Raw genomic sequence first — 20,645 nt, 5'->3', positions numbered from 1 at the left:
TCTAACATTCATCACTTAATCGTCATCAAGTAACTGAAACAAATCCTCAACAGCCACGTCAGAAATCAGCCAAGCTCAACGCGATAACAACAGGGCAGCTTTTTCAATCAAACCGAATACTAACTTGATTTTTTTCTTGGATTCGTAGTTTTAACGTAATGGCATGCTTTATTTCACACATCAATAAACAAAAACTATTGAAAAGACACTAATTGGAGTTTCGTATTTACAACTTCTCTATTAATATGCAGATAGGCAGTATGAATAAAAAAAACCCGGGAATAACCCGAGTTTTCAATATTAATTTAAAGATGGTGAAAGTTAATGAGTGCGATGTGCTTACAAACTAACTTGCATTTGGGGTAACAGTAAGCATAACTTCTCCACCACTCGCAGGGCTGAATGAAAATCGGTAACTGCCTGTTTTATCGGGGGTAAATTGTAGATTCTCTGATTCTGTACCACACACCATGTACATGGTGGATTGAATCATAACTACTTGCCCGCGATAACGTGCACCACAGGTTTGATCAGGTGTCCAAAAACCGTCTGACAAACGAAAATCATAAGGTTGCCCATCAGCGATGAGTTCAACATCAACAAACCACCCCTGGTCATTCTGTTTCAATTGGTAAGCAGCTGAAGCTTCCCACCAATTAAAAACACCACGCAGATACATATTTTCAAACTTCAGTTCGGGGCCGGTTATACCCGGAATACTAACAACACTGGTATTACTGCAACCTGAAAGTGCTATTAGAACAAATAAACCGAGGTTGATAAGTTTTCTATTCACGTAAATCCCCGCTTAGTTTATAAAGCATCAAGGAAATTAAAAACGTCATGTCTGAACTACTATTTAGCAAGTAGTGATATATCAGCAGTACGCAGAAATTGTTCTCTTAACAAAGACAACAATGCCAAACGATTGTTCCTAACTGAGTCATCTTCAGCCATTACCATCACACTATCGAAGAAATTATCGACGTCTGTTCTCAGGGTAGACAAAGCGCTCAGGACGGTGTTGTAATCCCGGCTCGTGTTACCTTCAATTTGACTGATAACATCCATTAGTGAAGTGTATAGCGATTTCTCAGCATCTTCTGTTAGTAAATCAGCATTAACATCAGTACCAACATCAGTGCTTTGTTTAGCCAGAATATTAGCAACCCGTTTGTTGGCAGCGGCAAGCCCTTCGGCCGCATCTAGCAGTTTAAAGGCAGATACTGCTTCTACCCGGGCAGCATAATCCGCTGGACGAGTTGGACGTCGAACCGCTACTGCCTGGATAACGTCGATACTGACGCCCTTATCCTGAAGTAGAGCAACAAATCGGCCGAGAACGAAATCAACGACTTGTACCTGACAATCTGCATTGGTGAGTTTATCACCATATACCTCTACTGCCTTTGCGACCAGCGTCTCAAGATCAAGATCAAACTCTTTTTCAACAATAATACGAAGCACACCGATGGCTGCACGTCGCAGAGCAAATGGGTCTTTATCTCCTCTTGGCAGCTGTCCGATACCAAAAATACCTACTAATGTATCGAGTTTGTCGGCTAATGAAACCGCTGAGCTAACACCAGTGGAAGGTAAGTCATCTCCGGCAAAGCGGGGCATGTACTGTTCATAAAGTGCCTCTGCAACAGCAGGTGATTCTCCGTCATTTAACGCATAGTATTTGCCCATCACACCCTGAACATCAGGGAATTCCATAACCATGTTGGTCATAAGATCGGTCTTAGCAAGTAATCCAGCTCTTGCTGCAAGGGCACTGTCTGCTGAAATCTCTTCAGCAATGAACCCTGCCAGCTGAGAAATACGCGAAGACTTATCTTGTAGGGTGCCTAATTGCTTCTGGAATAACACAGTACCGAGGCTATCTAAGCGGCTCTCAAGAGAGGCCTTTTTATCAGTAGTAAAGAAAAATTCAGCATCGGCCAGGCGAGGGCGGATGACTTTTTCATTACCGGTTATAACCTGAATTGGGTTTTGAGACTCGATATTGCTAACAAACAAAAAACGACTGTCCAGCGTATTATCGCTGGTAAGTAAAGGTACATACTTCTGGTCATCTTTCATTGTATAAATGAGAGCTTCTTTCGGTACATCGAGAAACGCTTCGTCGAATGACGCCTGCATTACAACTGGCCATTCCACCAAAGAAGCGATCTCTTCCAATAAACTCTCATCGTAATCAGGTTTAAGAGACAATGATTCAGCGGCCTTTTCAAGCTCATTTCGAACGTATTCTGTGCGCTCTTTAAAATCAGCAATGACGTAATGTTTTTTGAGGGCTGCGGCGTAACTATCTGCATGATCCAGTTCAAAGGTTGCGTCGCCGTGAAAGCGATGGCCTTGAACCACACGGCTACTCGTTTTACCCAATACAGTTACAGGTAACACTTCAGCACCAAAAAGCGCAGTTACCGTATGCACGGGTCGAATAAATTGAGTGGTGCTGTTTCCCCAACGCATGGCTTTAGGAATAGGGAGCTTGCTGATGGCCTGGTTTACCAGACCTTCAATTAAGGTATGCACAGACTGGCCTTCTACTTTAGCGCGATACAGTAACCACTCACCTTTGTCAGTGGACAACCGTTCTGCCTGCGAAACGTCTATGCCATTACCCCGGGCCCAGCCCATTGCTGCTTTTGTAGGGTTTCCATCACCGTCAAAAGCCGCGGAAACGGCCGGGCCGCGCTTATCAACAACTTTGTCCTGTTGTGATTCTGCAAGCTGCGTTACTGATACCGCTAAGCGACGAGGCGCTGCGAACCAATGCACGCCACTATAAGCAAGTTCCGCTTTATCTAATGCGTCTTTAAAATGTTCAGCAAAGCTTTCACCCAGGTTTTTAAGCGCTTTTGGTGGTAATTCTTCAGTACCAATTTCTACCAGTAAATTTTCAGTGCGCACAATTACTGCTCCTTCTTACACATGGGGAATCCTAACGCTTCTCGCGCTTGGTAATAACTCTCTGCACATGCCTTCGCTAAAGTACGAACTCTAAGAATGTAGCGCTGGCGCTCAGTTACTGATATTGCATGTCGGGCATCAAGCAGGTTGAATGCATGAGATGCTTTCATTACCTGTTCGTAAGCAGGAAGGGGAAGGTTTTGCTCAATCAAAAGCTGACTGGCCGCTTCACATTCGTCGAACGTCTTGAATAAAAACTCAACATTGGCGTGTTCAAAATTGTAGGCTGATTGTTCAACTTCGTTCTGATGAAATACGTCGCCATAAGTGACTTTGCCCATTGGGCCATCAGTCCAGATGAGATCGTAAATGCTATCTACGCCCTGAACATACATAGCCAGTCGTTCCAGGCCATAAGTAATTTCACCGGTTACAGGCTTGCATTCCAAGCCACCAACTTGTTGGAAATAGGTGAACTGTGTAACTTCCATACCGTTCAACCACACTTCCCAGCCTAAACCCCAAGCTCCGAGGGTAGGGGATTCCCAGTTATCTTCTACAAAGCGAATGTCGTGCACTAGTGGGTCGAAGCCAAGCTCTTTCAGTGAGCCAAGGTATAACTCCTGAATGTTGTCAGGAGAAGGCTTCAACATAACCTGAAACTGGTAATAGTGCTGCAGACGATTTGGGTTCTCGCCGTATCGACCATCTGTTGGACGACGGCAAGGCTGAACGTATGCACTACTGATAGGCTCGGGGCCTAGTGAGCGTAGAAATGTCATCGGGTGGAATGTACCTGCTCCCACTTCCATATCGAGTGGTTGGATAATTACGCATCCTTGACGCGCCCAGTAATCCTGCAGTGCGAGGATCAAACCCTGGAAGGTTTTAATATCGTATTTCTGCATGTTCGCTACTTATAACTGACCAAAGTAAAGGTGGAGTAGTATACAATCTGTAAGCTAATGAATGTAGGCTGAAACGCGTAAATCTGCTGAAAAAGCGTATTAATTAGGGGCAATGAGCATGAATTTAACAGACGGACGCATTCGGTGTAGCTGGGTGTCAGAAGATAAAATATATAAAACCTATCATGACACTGTGTGGGGCAGGCCTGAACTGAATAGTAAAAAACTGTTCGCAAAGCTGTGTCTGGATGGTCAGCAGGCCGGTTTGTCGTGGATAACTATTCTAAAGAAACAGCAAAATTACGAGCGCGCGTTCTACGATTTTGAACCAGAAAAAATAGCCATGATGACTGAAGATGATATCGAAAGGCTGATGCAAGACAGCGGCATTATTCGTAACAGACTAAAAATAAACAGTATCATAACCAATGCCCGAGCCTATCTGGACATCGCTTCAAAGATGGAGTTCAGTGATTACATCTGGCAATTCACCGATCATATGACAATTACTAACGCTTGGCGCGAGTCTCAGGATGCACCAGTCAGTACGGATGCTTCTAAAGCAATGTCGAAGGCCCTCAAAAAAGATGGGTTTAAATTCGTTGGAGAGACCATTTGCTATGCGTTTATGCAAGCTGCTGGCTTAGTAAACGATCATGTCACCTCTTGTCACTGTTATGAGCCGGTGAGGGCGCTGGCCAGAAAATAAGGCGACGGGGCGAGATAAGTAGAAAACCGGCAAACTAAAATGTTTACCGGCCGAACAATTGATATTAAGCAGCTGTTTTTGAGGCCAGCGTTTCGCACAATTGACGAATACCGTCTAGTTCGTTCAGAACTAAGGATTCATAGTCTGATTCTATTTGCTCCCTCGCTTTATCTTGCTTTCTCTTTTCAGCAGATGACAACTTCTTACGCTCTTCTAAAACGGCGAAGCCACTAATCTCCACGAACAGTTTATGTATATGAGAAAAGTCACTTCGATAATCCGGAGGAGATTGCAGCGGTAAAGCGTTTAACAAGTTGCAAATACGAATTGCCCCCTCGGACAAGTCGCACTGTTGTTGTTGCATAGCTTTACTAATAACAATGACGCTTTCAGTAATATTTGCGATACGCGCATCCCTGGCTGCTTTTTGTCTACTGTTTTGTTGTTTTAATAAAAACAATAGTTTGCCAGCATAAAAACCAAGCCCGAGAATAATCGCTATGCCAACAATAATGGCAATGGTCAGCCACATAACAATAACGCCTTAATCTTTAAATTCATCCAAACTAATGGCATCCAGGTCTGAGAATGGATCCTTCTCGTCATCCATGTCTTCGTCCTCATCTTCTACGATACCCAGTAGATCACAAAGAATGCGGTGACGAGCCATTTTCTCATCAACATAGCGCTGCTGTTCTGCAGAAATGGCCTTGTCATCATCAAGCTTGTCTAGCAGTGCAGATAACCTTACATCAGCTTCTAATGCTGCAAGTTCCTCTGCGGGTGTAGCGTATTTTTTAACTTCTGCTTTTGTTGGTGCTTTAATCAAGGCCACCGGTTTTTTGCTACCAAGACGAGGATCCTGAGCAGTCTTTGCAGACTTACTACTTCCTTGCTTGGTTTCAACCGCATTTCTTGTGCCCGCTTTGTTACCCTTGTGACGTTTTGCTTTTGGAGGGGTGGCCGGCGCTTTTGACTTTTTCCTTTTGTTGTTAAAGTCAGGATCTTTACGGACGCCAATAACTCCAACTTTGCGAGATTTTTTTGAACGAGACGGCATAGGGTCTCCCTTAAACTTGTGAATGACACTAATTATAACGTGTATTTAAGGACGCTTCTTCAACAATACAACATCTTTGCCACTGAAAGACACGTTAAATCCCATTCTTTCACCAATGTAATGAAAAGTGTCGTCAGAAAAAAAACTAACGTGGGTTATATCATTTTTATAATGCCAGGTAGCGAACCGTTCTCTACTTTCCACCCGCTTTGTCATAATGACGAGCAAGCCATTTACCCTTAGCAGTGTATGCAAGATTGCGAGTTCTTTTGCCGGCTGATGAAAGTGCTCAATAGCTTCTGTACAGGTAATGAAATCATAAACATGGCGATTATTAAGTACGCTTTCGTAACAAGCATAAATGGGGTCAAATACATCCATTCTAAACCCATTTTCAGTGAGCATTTCAGCCAACACTGGTGTTGGTCCACAACCAAAATCTAATCCCCGAGCGTCCGGTTTTATGTGGGCAAGGACGGGATTTAACGCCCGGGATAAGAAACTTCGGTAGCCATGATCGTCAGCATGGTTTTCATGAAGATCATATTCTTGTTTTTCACGAGCACTATCAGGTAGAGAGCTTGGGTGAACAAAAACGAGATGGCAAACTGAACAGCTCAAATATTCTCTGCGTGAGTCCTGATAGTAAAAATCTGTGCTGGACGAGCGACAAAGAGGACATGACAAATTTTGCATGAAAAAATAGGCAGTGTGATTTGCTTGTAGATTATCAGATCATAGAAAAGAAAAAAGGCGATGGCTACTAACCATCACCTCATTTGTGAGTGTCTCTGATGATGACACCTCTCCCGATATTGCACTTTCGTGCAAAGGGTTGCTCTACTTTTTGCTTTTATTTACAGAGCTATATTAGTTCAAGGCCTTCCTGACGCTTTATCCAATAATCCGTTAATACTTTATTATTGTTATTGCGTTTGTACTGTTACAGGCACAGCACCAACTTGATGAAGCATATTACAGCAGAACGAATAAATTGCAAGATTAAATTCACAATTAATTAACAATTGTTGTGTAACAACAACTTAGTGCAAGCCTGCCAGATAATTTGCCAGGATATCCATGTCTTCATCTGTTAGCTTCATCGCAATATCCCGCATCATGCCATTCATGTCATTAGCTCTTTGGTTATCGCGAAACGCTTTTAGTTGGGCGACTACATAATCAGGATGTTGGCCACTGATATCAGGAAAGCCTGCTAGTCCCATGCCGTTACCGTCTGGGCCATGACATGCTCCGCAAGAGGGTATGCCTCTTGCCTCATCGCCACCTCGATATAAGGCTTGGCCAGCATCAACATAATTCTCTGGAGTTTCACCAGGTTTAGCTTCCTGGCTAGCAAAGTAAGCGGCTAAATCTGCCATATCTTGCTCGGAAAGAGGAGCTGCCATGCCATTCATGACCGCATTATTCCTGCCTTCTTCACCGCCAGTTTGTGAGGCAAGTTTGAATTCTTTCAGTTGTTTTTCCAAATAACGGGCGTGTTGCCCTGCAATTTTCGGGTTAATTGGAATCATGGAGTTCCCATCGGCGGCGTGACAGGCTGCACAAACAGCTGATTTCGCTTTACCTGCTTCAGGGTCGCCTTTCGCAATGGCTGCCCCAGACAAACCTAATGACAGAAATACAAGCACACACAGTTTTTTCATAACTATTCTCTATAAAGGAGCAAACGGCTACATCGATATACGTGATATGATCAATATTCTACACGTTTAACTCGTTAGAAAAACCTATTCCATAATAAAACTATGGTTTTATAACCTTTTCCTGACGAGAGTCAATTAAAATAAAGTTAAAACCCAGTATAGACGGATATTGAAATGACGTATTACACCAAAGCAAAATTTCTCATGAGCGCGCCGGATATCCGCCATTTGAAGGAAGATGAGGGTATTGAAGTCGCTTTTGCCGGCCGGTCAAACGCAGGTAAGTCCAGTGCACTTAATACACTGACACGACAAAAAAACCTGGCTCGAACCAGTAAAACGCCTGGTCGTACCCAACTTATTAACATTTTTGAGTTAGATGAGACACGAAGGTTAGTCGATTTACCGGGATACGGTTTTGCTCAGGTACCTATTGCCATGAAAAAGAAGTGGCAACAATCCTTGGGCGAGTATTTGCAAAAGCGTAAGAGTCTGAAAGGCTTGGTTGTGATGATGGATATACGCCATCCTTTCAAAGATTTGGATCAGGACTTAATTTTTTGGGCTGTAGATGCGGGCTTGCCAGTATTGGCGTTGCTAACAAAGGCTGACAAATTAAAGTCTGGAAAGCGCAAAGAGCAATTGATGTTTGCTAAAAATGCGGCGCTAGCGTTTAACGGTGATGTCACTGTTCAGGCCTTTTCTTCATTATCAAAAATTGGTGTAAGCGAGGCAGCAGCAGTCTTGGATGCGTGGTTCGAGTTAAATAATGATGATGAGAAGGGAGAGGCCTAATAGTTTTTTAAGCCCAGAAAAGAAAAATCCCCATCCAAAGTGGATGGGGAAAAGGACTGAGAGAAAACACATAAAAACCGTAGATAAGAGCACCGGAAAGACCACAAAGTTCAAAATAAATTAAAAAATATCTGATTAATTTTTAAACTTATTATAAATCAGGTAGTTATGCGGTAATAAAATTGAGGTGGCGGGGGTGGTTTTCCTTCAGGTATAAAAAAACCCCGGTAAAACTACCGGGGTTAAAGCAAAGGTTTGAAAACAGATTTCTCACCTCTGTACCCTACACGTACAGGGTACATCAGAACACCAAAAAGGCAATACCCTTTGTAATAAAATTACCAAATGAGTGTGTTTAATCAGTTAAATTGCCTTAATGCTGTAATCTTCTTACCAGAACCATCATGGGTTTACTATTGAGAGACAACATATTGCGACTCTAAACCCGTACTGAGTAACTTAGCGATCGTTTAAAAGCCCGTTCATATAGCAATTAATGGGCTTCATCCCAGTTCTTGCCAATGCCAGCTTCTACCTGAAGCGGTACTGACAAGGTTGCCGCCTGTTCCATTAACGTTGTAATTTTTGCTACGGCTTCATCTACTTTTTCTTCTTTAATTTCAAAAACCAGTTCATCGTGCACCTGCATCATCATGAACACATAATCGCCGGCTTCTTTGTTGATCCATTCGTCAACGCGAAGCATGGCCAGTTTAATAATGTCTGCCGCCGTTCCTTGCATAGGAGCATTAATAGCTGCTCGTTCCGCGCCTTTGCGTCGGGCGCCGTTACTGGCTTTTATATCTGGTAAATAAAGTCGACGCCCGAAAACTGTTTCGACATATCCTTTCTCTTTTGCGTGCTCACGAGTTTTGTCCATATAGTGGAGAACACCGGGGTAACGCTCAAAATATAAATCCATGTATGACTGGGCGTCATTTCTGGGGATATTCAGTTGACGTGATAAGCCAAATGCAGACATGCCATAAATCAATCCGAAGTTTATTGCTTTTGCACTTCTGCGCTGCTGGTCGGTTACATCATCTAATGGCACTGAAAATACTTCTGATGCTGTTGCTTTGTGGATGTCTTTGCCTTGGGCGAACGCATTGAGTAACCCTTCGTCTTTTGAAAGGTGCGCCATGATCCGGAGTTCAATTTGCGAATAGTCAGCCGCAACGATTTTGTATCCGTCGCGGGGAACGAAAGCCTGACGAACACGGCGGCCTTCCTCGTTCCTAATAGGAATATTCTGAAGATTCGGATCTGTTGAAGACAGGCGTCCAGTTGCGGTTACAGCCTGATGATAAGATGTATGAACACGACCCGTTCTATGGTTGATCATTTTAGGCAGTTTATCAGTGTAAGTGTTCTTTAACTTTGTCAGCCCTCGGTATTCCATGATCATTTTGGGAATAGGGTAGTCAAGTGCCAGTTCCTGAAGTACTTCTTCTGATGTGGAAGGCGCCCCTTTTGGTGTTTTTTTAATGACCGGCAAGGACAACTTCTCGAACAAAATGTGTTGCAACTGTTTGGTTGAACCCAAATTGAAGGTTTCCCCGGCAGCGTCATGAACAGACCCTTCCAACTCTTTTATTCGTTTTGCCAGATCCTGGCTTTGCTGGGCAAGTTGTTGTGAATCAATGAGCACACCAAGCTGCTCCATACGTGATAGAACACTGGCAAGTGGTACTTCAACGTCCAGAAGCAATGCTTTCAGCGTGTCGTGTTGCTGAAGCTTTTCCCAAATGACGCTGTGCAGGCGAAGGGTGATATCAGCATCTTCACACGCGTAACGAGCGGCTTCTTCTAATGCGATTTGATTGAAAGTAAGTTGCTTCGCACCTTTACCCGCAATATCCTCAAAGTGAATTGTTTTGTGATTGAGGTAGGCCATGGCCAGCGAATCCATATCGTGGCGTGTGGCTGTACTGTTTAGCACATACGATTCCAGCATAGTGTCAAAAGCGATACCCGATAATGTAATGTCGTAGTTTGCCAGAACGTTTTTGTCGTACTTTAAGTGTTGTCCAACTTTTTTAATGGTGTCAGATTCCAGAATAGGCTTGAGCTTGTCGAGCACCCAATCGCGATCTAGCTGTTCCGGAGCATCTGGGTAGTCGTGAGCAACAGGCACATATGCGGCTTCTCCTGGAGAAATACAAAAAGAAACGCCAACTATCTCTGCTTCCATATAATCTAAACTGGTCGTTTCGGTATCAAAGGCGAACAGTGGCGCTGCTTGTAGTTTATCAAGCCAGGAATTAAACGTGCTCTCGCTGGTAATAGTAATGTAACCACTTTTTTCAATATTAGAGAGCGGTGTGCTTTCTTCTATTGTTTCTTCGGCTACATCTGCAGCTTTTTCTGAGGATACTTCGGTAAACCAGCGTTTAAATTCATATTCTGAAAACAAGGCTGCCAGTTTGTTATTGTCTGCCTGAGTTGGTGTAAGTGATTCCGGAGAATAGTCCATTTCTACATCGAGTTTTATGGTGGCCAGCTCGTAAGACAACCTTGCTTGCTCTTCATATTCCTGCATTTTAGCCGCCATTGATTTACTACCACGAAATGACAAACTGGCTATGTCATCAAGGTTATTGTAGATATCACTAATGCCGCCAATACCGTTTAGCAAGGCCTGGGCACTTTTATCACCCACGCCCGGTACACCCGGAATATTGTCGACTTTGTCACCTTTAAGCGCGAGAAAATCGATCACTAGCTCCGGGGGAATACCAAACTTTTCTTTCACCCCGTCAATATCCATGATCTGATTTGTCATTGTGTTAATAAGGGTGACATGCTGATTGACCAACTGAGCCATATCTTTGTCACCTGTACTGATCAGAGTATCAATACCTTTCTCCGACGCTTGCCGGGACAATGTACCAATGACGTCGTCTGCCTCTACGCCTTCTTCTACAATAATAGGCAGTCCCATGGCCCTGATAATTTCGTGGAGAGGCTTGATTTGTGAACGCAGTTCATCAGGCATTGGTGGCCGATTCGCTTTGTACTCCTTGTACATATCATCGCGAAATGTTTTTCCTTTAGCATCAAACACGACGGCAATATGAGTAGGATTATACTGACGAATAAGACTACGGAGCATATTTATAACACCGTAAATAGCGCCGGTATCCTGCCCTTTAGAGTTAGTTAGAGGCGGTAATCCGTGAAACGCCCGGAATAAATACGACGAACCATCAACGAGAATAAACGGCGGCTTTTTGTTTTCAGACATACGTTGTTAATCTTAGGGAAGGATAATGTGTGAAGGATGCCACAGGCTTGGCTTTAACGCCACAGACAGCGAAGATTGACCTCTGCGATCTTTCTGTGGATAACTTTGTGATCAAAGGAATTGAAATTGACGATCACACAGAGCGATCCAGATCAAGGGATAATTCCGAAGATCTTTAAAAATAAGGCTTAGCAGGAATTCGAAGTGATGTCCTTACCTAGACAAAAGCTTCCCTGAAAATGTGGATAACTTGGTGTATGACGTTTTTAGTAGTTAACCAAGTTGGTCAGATAATGTAGCATATGAATAACAAAAAACGACAGCAGTCTTTCATATTATTTAATTTTAATGCTGGCCGATTTTTGAGCATATTTAGCATAAGTCAGAAATGGCATGGTCTATAGAGCAACAGGAGCTGAAAAAGTGAAAAGAGTCGCAGTAATATTAAGTGGAAGCGGGGTGTTTGATGGCACAGAGATACACGAAGCAGTAATATCCCTTTTGGCGATTCGGGAACACGGTGCAACTTATGAATGCTTCGCGCCCGATATGACACAATTACATGTGATCAACCACCTTACCGGCGAAGTCATGGAAGAGGAATCTCGTAATGTGTTAGTTGAGTCTGCCCGCATAGCAAGAGGTAGTGTTAGACCTGTTAGTGAATGCAACGTGGATGAATTCGACGCACTGGTTTTACCCGGTGGCTTCGGCGCGGCTAAGAATTTGTGTACCTTTGCTATAGACGGCCCGGAATGTGAAATAAATGAAGATGTCTTATCTGTATGTAAGGCATTTGCCAGCGCTAAAAAGCCAGCTGGATATGCCTGTATTGCTCCGGTTTTAGCTGCCGCTGTTTATGGCAGTGGCCACAAGGTAACAATTGGCAATGATAAAGACACCGCTGGTGGTGTAGAAGTGCTCGGTGGCAGCCATGTTAATTGTCCGGTGACTGAAATCATTGTGGATGCAGACGCTAAGCTGGTAACGACCCCTGCATACATGCTTGCAAACGATATCCTTGAAGCAAAAACAGGTATCGACAAAATGATAGCCACTGTGCTGACTATGGCTTGATGGAGGATCTCGCGAAGGGGCTTTCCCTTTCGCGATTGTCACCGCATAATGATAGCGAAATAGTAGCAATACAAAAACAACAAGGCTTAACGGAACATGCACTATCGTGCGATCATACGCATTCTTGGATTACTGGTAGCACTGTTTAGTGTCACAATGATCCCGCCTGCATTTATTTCTCTCTTATTCGAAGACGGCAGTGGTTTGCCGTTTGTTATCGCGTTTATTCTTTCCGTTATGATTGGCATGGTGTTGTGGTATCCAAATCGGTATCACAAGAAAGATCTTCGGGCGAAAGAAGGGTTTCTTATCGTTGTATTGTTTTGGACTGTACTAGCGAGTGTGGGGGCTATTCCGTTTATACTCCTGGAGCAGCCTAGCATGACAGTAACAGATGCTTTCTTTGAATCATTTTCAGGTTTAACCACAACTGGTGCTACTGTCATTGAGGGTATCGAGTATCTTCCACATTCTATTCAATTCTATCGTCAACAATTGCAGTGGCTAGGGGGAATGGGGATCATCGTATTGGCAGTGGCTATCTTGCCGATCTTAGGTGTTGGGGGTATGCAGCTCTACCGTGCTGAAACACCAGGGCCGGTGAAAGATTCTAAGATGACACCACGCATAGCCGATACGGCAAAGCACCTCTGGTATATTTACCTTTCTCTGACAATCGCCTGTACCGGAGCATATTTTATTGCAGGAATGGATTGGTTCGATGCGGTGTGCCATGCTTTTGCGACAGTAGCAATTGGTGGCTTCTCAACACACGATGCAAGCTTAGGATACTTTAACAGCCCTATGGTAAACGTGGTTTGTTCGGTATTTTTGCTCATTTCTGCGCTTAATTTTTCGTTGCATTATGCGGCAGTGAGCTCCCGTACCATTCGCGGCTACATCCGCGACCCGGAATTTAAAGCCTTTCTGTTTATTCAGTTCACACTCATTATGATTTGTTTTTTAGTGCTGTCTTTAAGTGGCTATTACGATTCTGCAGAAGAGGCTCTGGATCAAGCTATGATTCAGGCTGTCTCTATTAGCACTACTGCGGGTTTTGCCACTACCGATTTCTCCGCCTGGCCGGCGTTTTTGCCCATTTTGTTGATTTTTTCCAGTTTTATCGGTGGCTGTGCATCCTCTACAGGAGGCGGACTGAAGGTTGTCAGGGTATTGCTTCTATTCTTGCAGGGGAATCGGGAAGTCGATCGCTTGATTCACCCTAAAGCTGTATATTCGGTGAAGTTAGGAGAGCGCGCCATGCCCGATCGGGTGGTAGAAGCCGTTTGGGGTTTCTTTTCTGCTTACGCAATTGTTTTTGTGCTCATTATGATTGGCATGATTGCCACAGGGCTCGACAACATTTCAGCGTTTACGGCTACAGCTGCGACGTTAAATAACCTTGGGCCGGGTTTGGGCAGTGTGGCAGGTACGTACTCTGCAGTGAGTGACCCGGGTAAATGGTTACTTATCCTGGCAATGCTATTTGGTCGTTTGGAAGTCTTTTCACTGCTTGTGTTGTTTTCACCCACGTTTTGGCGCAGTTAAGCCCTTCAATCAGCGTGCTGTGAATTTTAAACGTACGTTGGTGGTGTTTACCCAAAGAAAAATGCGCTGGGTTGGAATAGTTTTTCCACATCGTTGATATATTTTTTATCCACCAGGAACAAGATAACGTGGTCATTGGCTTCTATTTTTGTGTCGCTGTGGGCAATGATAACAGTGTCTTCGCGAACAATCGCGCCAATGGTAGTGCCCGGAGGGAGTTTGATACTACCAATTTCCTTGCCGACCACTTTGGACGTATTCTCATCGCCATGCGCTATCGCTTCGATAGCTTCTGCTGCCCCTCGACGCAATGAGTAAACATTCACGATATCACCGCGGCGAACATGGGTGAGCAAGGCAGAAATTGTGGCTTGTTGAGGTGAAAAGGCAATGTCAATTTCACCTCCTTGTACTAAGTCTACATAAGCGCTTCGCTGAATAAGCACCATGGCTTTCTGTGCGCCCATGCGCTTTGCCAACATAGCAGACATGATATTCGCTTCATCGTCATTAGTTACGGCAATGAATGCATCTACTTCATCGATACTTTCTTCGTTGAGTAGCTCAGGGTCAGAGGCATCACCACAAAATACAATGGTTTTATCCAGATTGGCGGAAAGGTACTGCGCGCGCTCCGGACTAAACTCAATCAATTTCACATTGTGTTTGTGCTCTAGTCTTTTAGCCAGCCCTTCACCAATGAGTCCGCCTCCGGCTATCATGATGCGCTTATAGCTTGATTCGAGCTTCTGTAATTCGCTCATTACAGCCCGAATGTGTTTAGTAGCAGCAATAAAGAACACTTCATCATCGGCTTCTATAACAGTGGTACCCAATGGACGGATAGGACGACCTCGACGGTATATGGCTGCTACACGGGTTTCTACGTTGGGCATGTGCTCTTTTAGTGCCGATAGCGCATGGCCAACCAGTAAACCACCATAATAGGCTTTAACAGCCACCAGGCTAGCCTTGCCATCTGCAAATTCAACCACCTGCAACGCGCCCGGATAGTCGATAAGGCGTTTTATTGCAGTAGTAACGAGTTGCTCTGGGGCAATAATATGATCAACAGGAATGTTCTGTTCTTTATACAATTGTTCCTGGTAAATAATATACTGTTCACTGCGGACCCGTGCGATTTTGGTCGGCGTTTTAAACAGGCTATAGGCAACCTGACAGGCAAGCATATTACTTTCGTCACTGTTAGTAACGGCAATAAGCATATCTGCATCTTCTGCGCCGGCTTTTTTTAACGTGTCCGGATGGGAGCCTACGCCCTCGACTACCTGAAGATCCAATCGGTCCTGTAGTGCACGAAGAATAGTGGGGTCTGAATCAATGACTGTGATTTCGTTCTTTTCACCAACCAAGTTCTCAGCAAGCGTTCCGCCCACCTGACCTGCGCCAAGAATGATAATTTTCATTGATTACTTTCAGACTCTTATTGTTGTTGATTTTCAGACTTTATCAGTCTCGCGAAGTAGAAACCATCCATTTGTTGTTCCCCTGGAAGGATCTGTCGCCCTGGATGACTCTCAGTATCGCCATCATTAAGCGGTACCCGTACAGCGTCTTTGTGACGGTCTAAAAATGCGGTAATTTGATGGGCGTTTTCTTCTGGTAACAGAGAACAGGTCGCGTAAAGTAGCGTGCCGCCCGGCTTTAACAGCAACCACATTACGTCGAGAATACTGGCCTGCAATGCAGCAAGTGCAGTTATGTCATTTGCCTTGCGCAACCATCGAATGTCCGGATGACGGCGAATAACTCCGGTAGCAGAGCAGGGAGCGTCAAGTAGAATGCGGTCGAACAATTCGCCATCCCACCACGATTCCGGCTGCAGTGCATCACCTTGTTTTATAATCGGGCTGTGTTGCAACCGCTGCATGTTTTCCTTTACCCGTAGCAAACGTTTGCTATCGCTGTCGATGGCCAGGCAGTATTTCATGGCAGGTTGTACTTCAAATAGATGGCCGGTTTTTCCCCCGGGGGCGGCACAACAATCTAACACCCTGTCGTCAGGCTTTGGTTGTAGGTATACAGCCGCAAGTTGAGCAGCACCATCCTGGACAGCAAACCACCCCTTGTTGAAACCAGGTAGAGCTGTGATGTCAGGACGGTCAGTTAAAATTACCCCCGCGTCCTGTTCTACTGGCAAACTATAGCCAATATGATGGTCGTCCAAAGCCCGGCAAAATGATTCACGTGAAACATGTGTAGTGTTTACACGCAACCAAATAGGCGCAGTACTATTTGTGTTAGCGACGATGTCACCGGCTTCGTCTGGGTAGTGATGGCTAACTCTTTTGTAAAGCCACTTTGGCAACCCTGAGTTAATGATGGGGTCATCAATGGGTTGAGTACTTAACTCTTGGCGTTGAAAATTACGTAGAACAGCGTTTACCAAGCCCTTCAACGACATGGCGCCAAGGTATGATGCTGCATTAACTGTTTCACTTACTGCTGCGTGCGAGGAAACCCGCGAGAAGGCAAGCTGATACATCCCCAGTAAAAGGAGATGTTCAACAATCTTTTTCTTACCCTTTAAAGGTGTATCAAGAAGCTGTCTTAACCAAAATTGCAAAGTGGGTAGCTGCCGCATTACGCCTAACGACATCTCCTGAATCCATGCATTGTCTTTGCCTTCATGACGACGCTGAACCTTTGCTAAACAATCACGACTGGAGCGACCTTCCTCAAGGATTTGATAGATTACCCACGCAGTATCTGAGCGTAGATTCTTCTGTTTGGGGAGTGGCGTTGCCATTAACAGGCGCCACCAATAACTTGGCCGACAGCAAACCACTGGGGCCTGGCGTTTAATACATCAGCAGCCGGCAAACTTTTCTTACCCGGTATTTGGAGCTGGGTAAGACAGATGTCTTTACTACCGGTAGAAACCACGATTCCGTGCTTATCAGCTTTCACAACTACACCTGGTGCACTCGATGACGAACTATCCAAGACATGGCTGGCCCACACCTTGACGTTACTGTCGCCCAGTTTCATCCAGGCTACAGGCCAGGGGTTGAATGCCCGCACGTTTCGCTCTATCTGTTCAGATGGTTGCGACCAGTCTATAAGTGCCTCATCTTTACTCAGTTTAGTTGCGTAGGTTGCTAACGAATTATCCTGTGGCTTTGCTTGCGCAATAAAGTGTGGCAAATCATTTAATACGTCAAGCAGAGCAACGGGAGCGCAAGCTGCGAGCTTCTCATAAAGCGAAGCACTGGTTTCACCATCTGTTACTGGTACTTTAGCAATGTGCAACATAGCACCGGTATCAAGGCCTGCATCCATTTGCATAATAGTAACGCCGGTTTCGCTGTCTCCAGCCCATATTGCGCGCTGAATAGGAGCGGCTCCACGCCATTTGGGAAGAATCGAGCCATGAACATTCAAACAGCCAAATTTGGGAGTATCTAAAATTGCCTGAGGTAAGATCAGTCCGTAAGCCACAACAACCATGATGTCAGCATCAATAGAGACCAGTTCTTCCTGGGCTTCTTTTGTCTTGAGGGATTCTGGCTGAAGTACGGGAATGTGCGCTGATTCTGCAAGTAATTTTACCGGGCTGGGTGTGAGCTTTTTTCCGCGACCGGCAGGTCTGTCGGGCTGAGTATAAACTGCCACTACCTGATGGTCTGAACCCAGCAGGGCCTTAAGGTGTTCAGCTGCGAAATCCGGCGTACCGGCAAAAATTATTTTTAGTGGAGTCGTCACAATGAACCTATGCCTTTGCAGCTAAACGGGCTTCTTTCTCTAATTTTTTACGAATGCGCTGACGCTTTAACGGCGAGAGATAGTCGATAAATAGCTTGCCTTTAAGATGGTCTAATTCGTGTTGAATGCAGATAGCCAATAAGCCTTCTGCTTCCAATTCAAAGGGGTTACCTTCACCGTCCAAAGCAGTTACCGTTACTTTTTCTGCTCTGTCTACTTTCGCGTAATTGCCCGGTACAGACAGGCAGCCTTCTTCACTAACTGTGGAGCCTTCTTTGGCAGTGATTTCAGGATTAATAAACACCCTTGGTGTATCCTGATTTTCAGACACGTCCATTACGACAACGCGTACATGGCGGTCTACCTGGGTAGCCGCCAGACCAATACCGTTTTCGTCGCGCATGGTTTCGAACATATCCGAAACGAGTTGTTTTATTTCATCATTTACCGATTCGACAGGCTTTGCCACTGTGCGCAGCCGCTCATCAGGAAAACTTAATACATTTAAAATTGCCATCTGTCGTTCAACTTAACTTGCTTGTATGAATTAATATACGATCCAATAACCAGCACTATTTACACCTTGGTTTCTGATACTATTCTATCGTATAACAGGTAATATCGTGCAGGTTTTTTGATTAAACAGGTTTCCTCTCGGAATACTGAATTAAACTCTATCATGGCCGATATAGAGGCAATGTCGAAAATTTCAACAGGAGCGGTTGGCCGTATGACAACCAGAATACTAAGAAAACGCCGATTAACATGGATAAAAACAGGCTTGCTGTTTAGCTTCTTTATCAGCTTTTTTGTCAATGCCCTGACTTTAAAAGATAGTGCACCGCAAACTTACACAGTAAAGCGTAATGATACGCTGTGGGATATTGCTAACTTATTTTTAGATCAACCCTGGTTGTGGCCTGAGCTTTGGCGCAACAATGTCCAAATTCTCAACCCTCATTTGATTTACCCGGGTGACGTACTGGTTATTCGAATGGTTAACGGTGAGCCGGTATTAACCGTTCAGCGTGAAAAACAGCATATAACGTTAGGCCCTTCATTAAGAAAGCAGAATAAGCCGTCGCCTATAAGTATGCTGCCATGGGCGTCTATCGCTCCGTATATTAATCAGAATGAGTTACTCGATGAAGCGGAATATGAAAAATTGCCTCATATTCTGGGTAACCAATCAGGGGATATTCGCTTTGTTACTGACGATATTGTAATAAGCAGAAGTTACGGCCGATCTTCTGATCAGTATCGGGTTTTGCGACGTCAGGCTACCATTAAAAATCTTGATGGCGAGATCTTGGGGGTGCAGGTCCATCACGTGGCTGATGCCAACATGATTGACGATACAGTGCCATTCCAATGGCTGGTTAAAGTTGCGAAATCTAACTTTGAAGCTCGACGGGGAGACCGTCTCTACGATGGCGTTTTCACCGATAGCGAAGATTTAACTCTGCAGGCGGCCAGCAAAGAGCAACGCGGTCACGTGGTTGGTAATCTCCATCAGCACGAGTTACTGGGTAAAAATGATGTCGTCATCGTCGACTTAGGAAAAGAAGATGTTGCGCCCGGCACTGTAATGGGAATTTACGCCCAGGGACCAGACATTATTGATGGCGAACCGCCCCAGTACGCGGGTGAGAATAATGCGCTCTATAGCGTTTTTAACGATGGAAGCACAATCGTACAGCCTGCAATCAAGATTGGAGAAATCGTCATATTCAAATCTTTTGATAAAGCGAGTTACGGCATAATCACCAGAGCCCGGGCATTGGTAGAAACAGGTGCTATAGTAGCAAATCCCTGATCTTGCGGTGTGCCGGCTCGCTAGGAGTAACGGCATGCCAAACCTTAGAGAAAAAAATTATACAACCGCTTGTCTGGCGATGAGTACGGTTCATTCCATGTCTCCGGCCAAGTGGCGTGAATTACTCACCATTCTTAATGCTTCAGCAGAGACTTTACTTTTCAATAGTGACGACGAGTCACGGTTAAATTCGCTGACACAGCAACAGCGAGAACACGTAGATACCTTGCGTACCACAATCGACTGGAAAGTCGTGGATGATGCCCTGCGGTGGCGGGATAAGTGTCCCAACCATCACATCGTTACCGATCAACATCCACATTGGCCCGAAGGCTTTATGTCGTTGCAAAGTGCGCCCTTGGTTTTGTTTTGTAGAGGGAACACGATACTGTTAACTAAGAAACAAGTTGCTGTAGTGGGAAGTCGGCGCGCATCTCTAACCGGGTTACGTAATGCCCATGAATTTTCCGCGCAGTTAGCAGCGGGCGGTATTGTCATAACAAGCGGACTTGCAAGTGGCGTGGATGCTGCAGCTCACAAGGGGGCGCTTTCTCAACAAGGCTATACCATTGCCTTTATGGGAACCGGTCCAGATCGTTCATACCCTAATCGTAATCGCGATTTACAAGAAAGTATTGTTCTGGAAGGTGGGCTGTTGGCTTCTGAATTTTTCCCAGGAACTCCGCCTAAACGGCATCACTTTCCCCAACGAAATCGATTGATTGCCGCGATAACAACGGGGACGCTGGTGGTAGAAGCGACATTGAAAAGTGGCACCTTGATAACTGCAAATTTGGCCGCAGATATGGGCCGTGATGTATTTGCAATACCAGGCAGTATCAATACCCCGTTATACGAAGGTTGTCATGCACTCATTCAGCAAGGTGCTAAACTGGTAACGAATGCCGTAGAAATAGCTGAGGAGATAACCTGTTCATTCGATGTCACTAGCGTAGCAACGTCAACGAATGTTCAAAAAAGTGAAGATCAAAACTTGGCAACCGATAAATTATTAGATAATGTGGAATTTGATGTGACTAGCGTTGACATCATAACCGAACGCAGTGCCTTGCCAGTATCCGAAGTATTGGCAGCATTATTAGAATATGAACTGCGAGGTCTCGTGGCTGCCGTTCCTGGTGGTTACGTCAAATTGAGGGGGAAATAAAC

At 44.8% G+C, this 20,645-nt stretch carries 18 protein-coding genes; 6 read left to right on the top strand and 12 right to left on the bottom strand.

All coding sequences use genetic code 11. From position 1 onward, the window contains the following. Positions 1-346: 346 nt before the first annotated feature. Genes ACXACM_RS03105 through glyQ form a run of 3 tightly spaced genes read right to left on the bottom strand, consistent with a single transcriptional unit; the run spans position 347 to position 3,830 of the window. The gene (locus tag ACXACM_RS03105; RefSeq protein WP_474819729.1) at positions 347-796 is read right to left on the bottom strand and encodes a hypothetical protein; all 450 of its coding nucleotides are present in this window, start codon (positions 794-796) and stop codon (positions 347-349) included. Positions 797-855: 59 nt separating this feature from the next. Further along, entirely contained in the window at positions 856-2,922 is a 2,067-nt protein-coding gene (gene glyS, locus ACXACM_RS03100) for a glycine--tRNA ligase subunit beta (RefSeq protein ID WP_474819727.1), read from the bottom strand. Between the two features lie 2 nt (positions 2,923-2,924). Beyond that, positions 2,925-3,830, bottom strand: coding sequence for a glycine--tRNA ligase subunit alpha (gene glyQ / locus ACXACM_RS03095; RefSeq protein WP_474819726.1), 906 nt, complete (start codon positions 3,828-3,830; stop codon positions 2,925-2,927). A gap of 118 nt (positions 3,831-3,948) precedes the next feature. Here glyQ and ACXACM_RS03090 point away from each other — a divergent pair, with 118 nt between their 5' ends. Next, positions 3,949-4,539, top strand: a complete 591-nt coding sequence (locus ACXACM_RS03090) for a DNA-3-methyladenine glycosylase I (protein WP_474819725.1) — start codon at positions 3,949-3,951, stop codon at positions 4,537-4,539. A gap of 64 nt (positions 4,540-4,603) precedes the next feature. On the opposite strand, the gene ACXACM_RS03085 is transcribed toward ACXACM_RS03090, so the two are convergent. The 4 genes from ACXACM_RS03085 to ACXACM_RS03070 form a co-directional block, all read right to left on the bottom strand. Next, entirely contained in the window at positions 4,604-5,071 is a 468-nt protein-coding gene (locus ACXACM_RS03085) for a DUF2489 domain-containing protein (RefSeq protein WP_474819723.1), read from the bottom strand. 12 nt (positions 5,072-5,083) lie between these two features. Beyond that, on the bottom strand, positions 5,084-5,599 hold the full coding sequence (gene yihI / locus ACXACM_RS03080) for a Der GTPase-activating protein YihI (protein ID WP_474819722.1): 516 nt from the start codon (positions 5,597-5,599) through the stop codon (positions 5,084-5,086). A 45-nt stretch (positions 5,600-5,644) separates the two neighbouring features. After that, on the bottom strand, positions 5,645-6,220 hold the full coding sequence (locus ACXACM_RS03075) for a class I SAM-dependent methyltransferase (RefSeq protein WP_474819721.1): 576 nt from the start codon (positions 6,218-6,220) through the stop codon (positions 5,645-5,647). 422 nt (positions 6,221-6,642) lie between these two features. Continuing rightward, on the bottom strand, positions 6,643-7,266 hold the full coding sequence (locus ACXACM_RS03070) for a c-type cytochrome (RefSeq protein WP_474819719.1): 624 nt from the start codon (positions 7,264-7,266) through the stop codon (positions 6,643-6,645). A 174-nt stretch (positions 7,267-7,440) separates the two neighbouring features. Here ACXACM_RS03070 and yihA point away from each other — a divergent pair, with 174 nt between their 5' ends. Next, the gene (gene yihA / locus ACXACM_RS03065) at positions 7,441-8,061 is read left to right on the top strand and encodes a ribosome biogenesis GTP-binding protein YihA/YsxC (RefSeq protein ID WP_474819718.1); all 621 of its coding nucleotides are present in this window, start codon (positions 7,441-7,443) and stop codon (positions 8,059-8,061) included. Between the two features lie 493 nt (positions 8,062-8,554). On the opposite strand, the gene polA is transcribed toward yihA, so the two are convergent. After that, on the bottom strand, positions 8,555-11,308 hold the full coding sequence (gene polA, locus ACXACM_RS03060) for a DNA polymerase I (RefSeq protein WP_474819717.1): 2,754 nt from the start codon (positions 11,306-11,308) through the stop codon (positions 8,555-8,557). Between the two features lie 423 nt (positions 11,309-11,731). On the opposite strand from polA, the gene elbB reads away from it, so the two are divergent. Further along, entirely contained in the window at positions 11,732-12,385 is a 654-nt protein-coding gene (gene elbB, locus ACXACM_RS03055; protein ID WP_474819715.1) for an isoprenoid biosynthesis glyoxalase ElbB, read from the top strand. A 96-nt stretch (positions 12,386-12,481) separates the two neighbouring features. Further along, positions 12,482-13,933, top strand: a complete 1,452-nt coding sequence (locus ACXACM_RS03050; RefSeq protein ID WP_474819714.1) for a TrkH family potassium uptake protein — start codon at positions 12,482-12,484, stop codon at positions 13,931-13,933. 47 nt (positions 13,934-13,980) lie between these two features. Here the strand turns inward: ACXACM_RS03050 and trkA are convergent, their stop codons facing one another. From trkA to def, 4 genes are read right to left on the bottom strand one after another with little or no spacing between them, the layout of a single operon-like run. Continuing rightward, positions 13,981-15,360 carry a Trk system potassium transporter TrkA gene (gene trkA / locus ACXACM_RS03045; protein WP_474819713.1) on the bottom strand — a complete coding sequence of 460 codons (1,380 nt, stop codon included), beginning with the start codon at positions 15,358-15,360 and terminating at the stop codon, positions 13,981-13,983. Between the two features lie 17 nt (positions 15,361-15,377). Next, positions 15,378-16,703, bottom strand: coding sequence for a 16S rRNA (cytosine(967)-C(5))-methyltransferase RsmB (gene rsmB, locus ACXACM_RS03040; protein ID WP_474819712.1), 1,326 nt, complete (start codon positions 16,701-16,703; stop codon positions 15,378-15,380). Further along, complete coding sequence (fmt, locus tag ACXACM_RS03035) at positions 16,703-17,659, bottom strand: methionyl-tRNA formyltransferase (protein ID WP_474819711.1); 957 nt, start codon at positions 17,657-17,659, stop codon at positions 16,703-16,705. The genes rsmB and fmt overlap by 1 nt, the downstream gene beginning before the upstream one ends. 7 nt (positions 17,660-17,666) lie before the next feature. After that, complete coding sequence (def, locus tag ACXACM_RS03030; RefSeq protein WP_474819710.1) at positions 17,667-18,176, bottom strand: peptide deformylase; 510 nt, start codon at positions 18,174-18,176, stop codon at positions 17,667-17,669. 213 nt (positions 18,177-18,389) lie between these two features. Here def and ACXACM_RS03025 point away from each other — a divergent pair, with 213 nt between their 5' ends. Beyond that, positions 18,390-19,475, top strand: a complete 1,086-nt coding sequence (locus ACXACM_RS03025) for a LysM peptidoglycan-binding domain-containing protein (RefSeq protein ID WP_474819708.1) — start codon at positions 18,390-18,392, stop codon at positions 19,473-19,475. A 34-nt stretch (positions 19,476-19,509) separates the two neighbouring features. Beyond that, entirely contained in the window at positions 19,510-20,643 is a 1,134-nt protein-coding gene (gene dprA / locus ACXACM_RS03020; protein WP_474819707.1) for a DNA-processing protein DprA, read from the top strand. Positions 20,644-20,645 lie beyond the last annotated feature (2 nt).

Source organism: Alteromonas sp. AWQ4_252, from assembly GCF_056158205.1.
This window is presented reverse-complemented; position numbering and strand designations above follow the sequence as displayed.

Coding starts and splice junctions, on each gene's coding strand:
- ACXACM_RS03025 (WP_474819708.1), top strand. CDS start 18,390: ATGACAACCAGAATACTAAGAAAACGCCGATTAACATGGATAAAAACA.
- def (WP_474819710.1), bottom strand. CDS start 18,176: ATGGCAATTTTAAATGTATTAAGTTTTCCTGATGAGCGGCTGCGCACA.
- yihI (WP_474819722.1), bottom strand. CDS start 5,599: ATGCCGTCTCGTTCAAAAAAATCTCGCAAAGTTGGAGTTATTGGCGTC.
- dprA (WP_474819707.1), top strand. CDS start 19,510: ATGCCAAACCTTAGAGAAAAAAATTATACAACCGCTTGTCTGGCGATG.
- ACXACM_RS03070 (WP_474819719.1), bottom strand. CDS start 7,266: ATGAAAAAACTGTGTGTGCTTGTATTTCTGTCATTAGGTTTGTCTGGG.
- rsmB (WP_474819712.1), bottom strand. CDS start 16,703: ATGGCAACGCCACTCCCCAAACAGAAGAATCTACGCTCAGATACTGCG.
- ACXACM_RS03085 (WP_474819723.1), bottom strand. CDS start 5,071: ATGTGGCTGACCATTGCCATTATTGTTGGCATAGCGATTATTCTCGGG.
- yihA (WP_474819718.1), top strand. CDS start 7,441: ATGACGTATTACACCAAAGCAAAATTTCTCATGAGCGCGCCGGATATC.
- trkA (WP_474819713.1), bottom strand. CDS start 15,360: ATGAAAATTATCATTCTTGGCGCAGGTCAGGTGGGCGGAACGCTTGCT.
- polA (WP_474819717.1), bottom strand. CDS start 11,308: ATGTCTGAAAACAAAAAGCCGCCGTTTATTCTCGTTGATGGTTCGTCG.
- glyQ (WP_474819726.1), bottom strand. CDS start 3,830: ATGCAGAAATACGATATTAAAACCTTCCAGGGTTTGATCCTCGCACTG.
- ACXACM_RS03090 (WP_474819725.1), top strand. CDS start 3,949: ATGAATTTAACAGACGGACGCATTCGGTGTAGCTGGGTGTCAGAAGAT.
- ACXACM_RS03050 (WP_474819714.1), top strand. CDS start 12,482: ATGCACTATCGTGCGATCATACGCATTCTTGGATTACTGGTAGCACTG.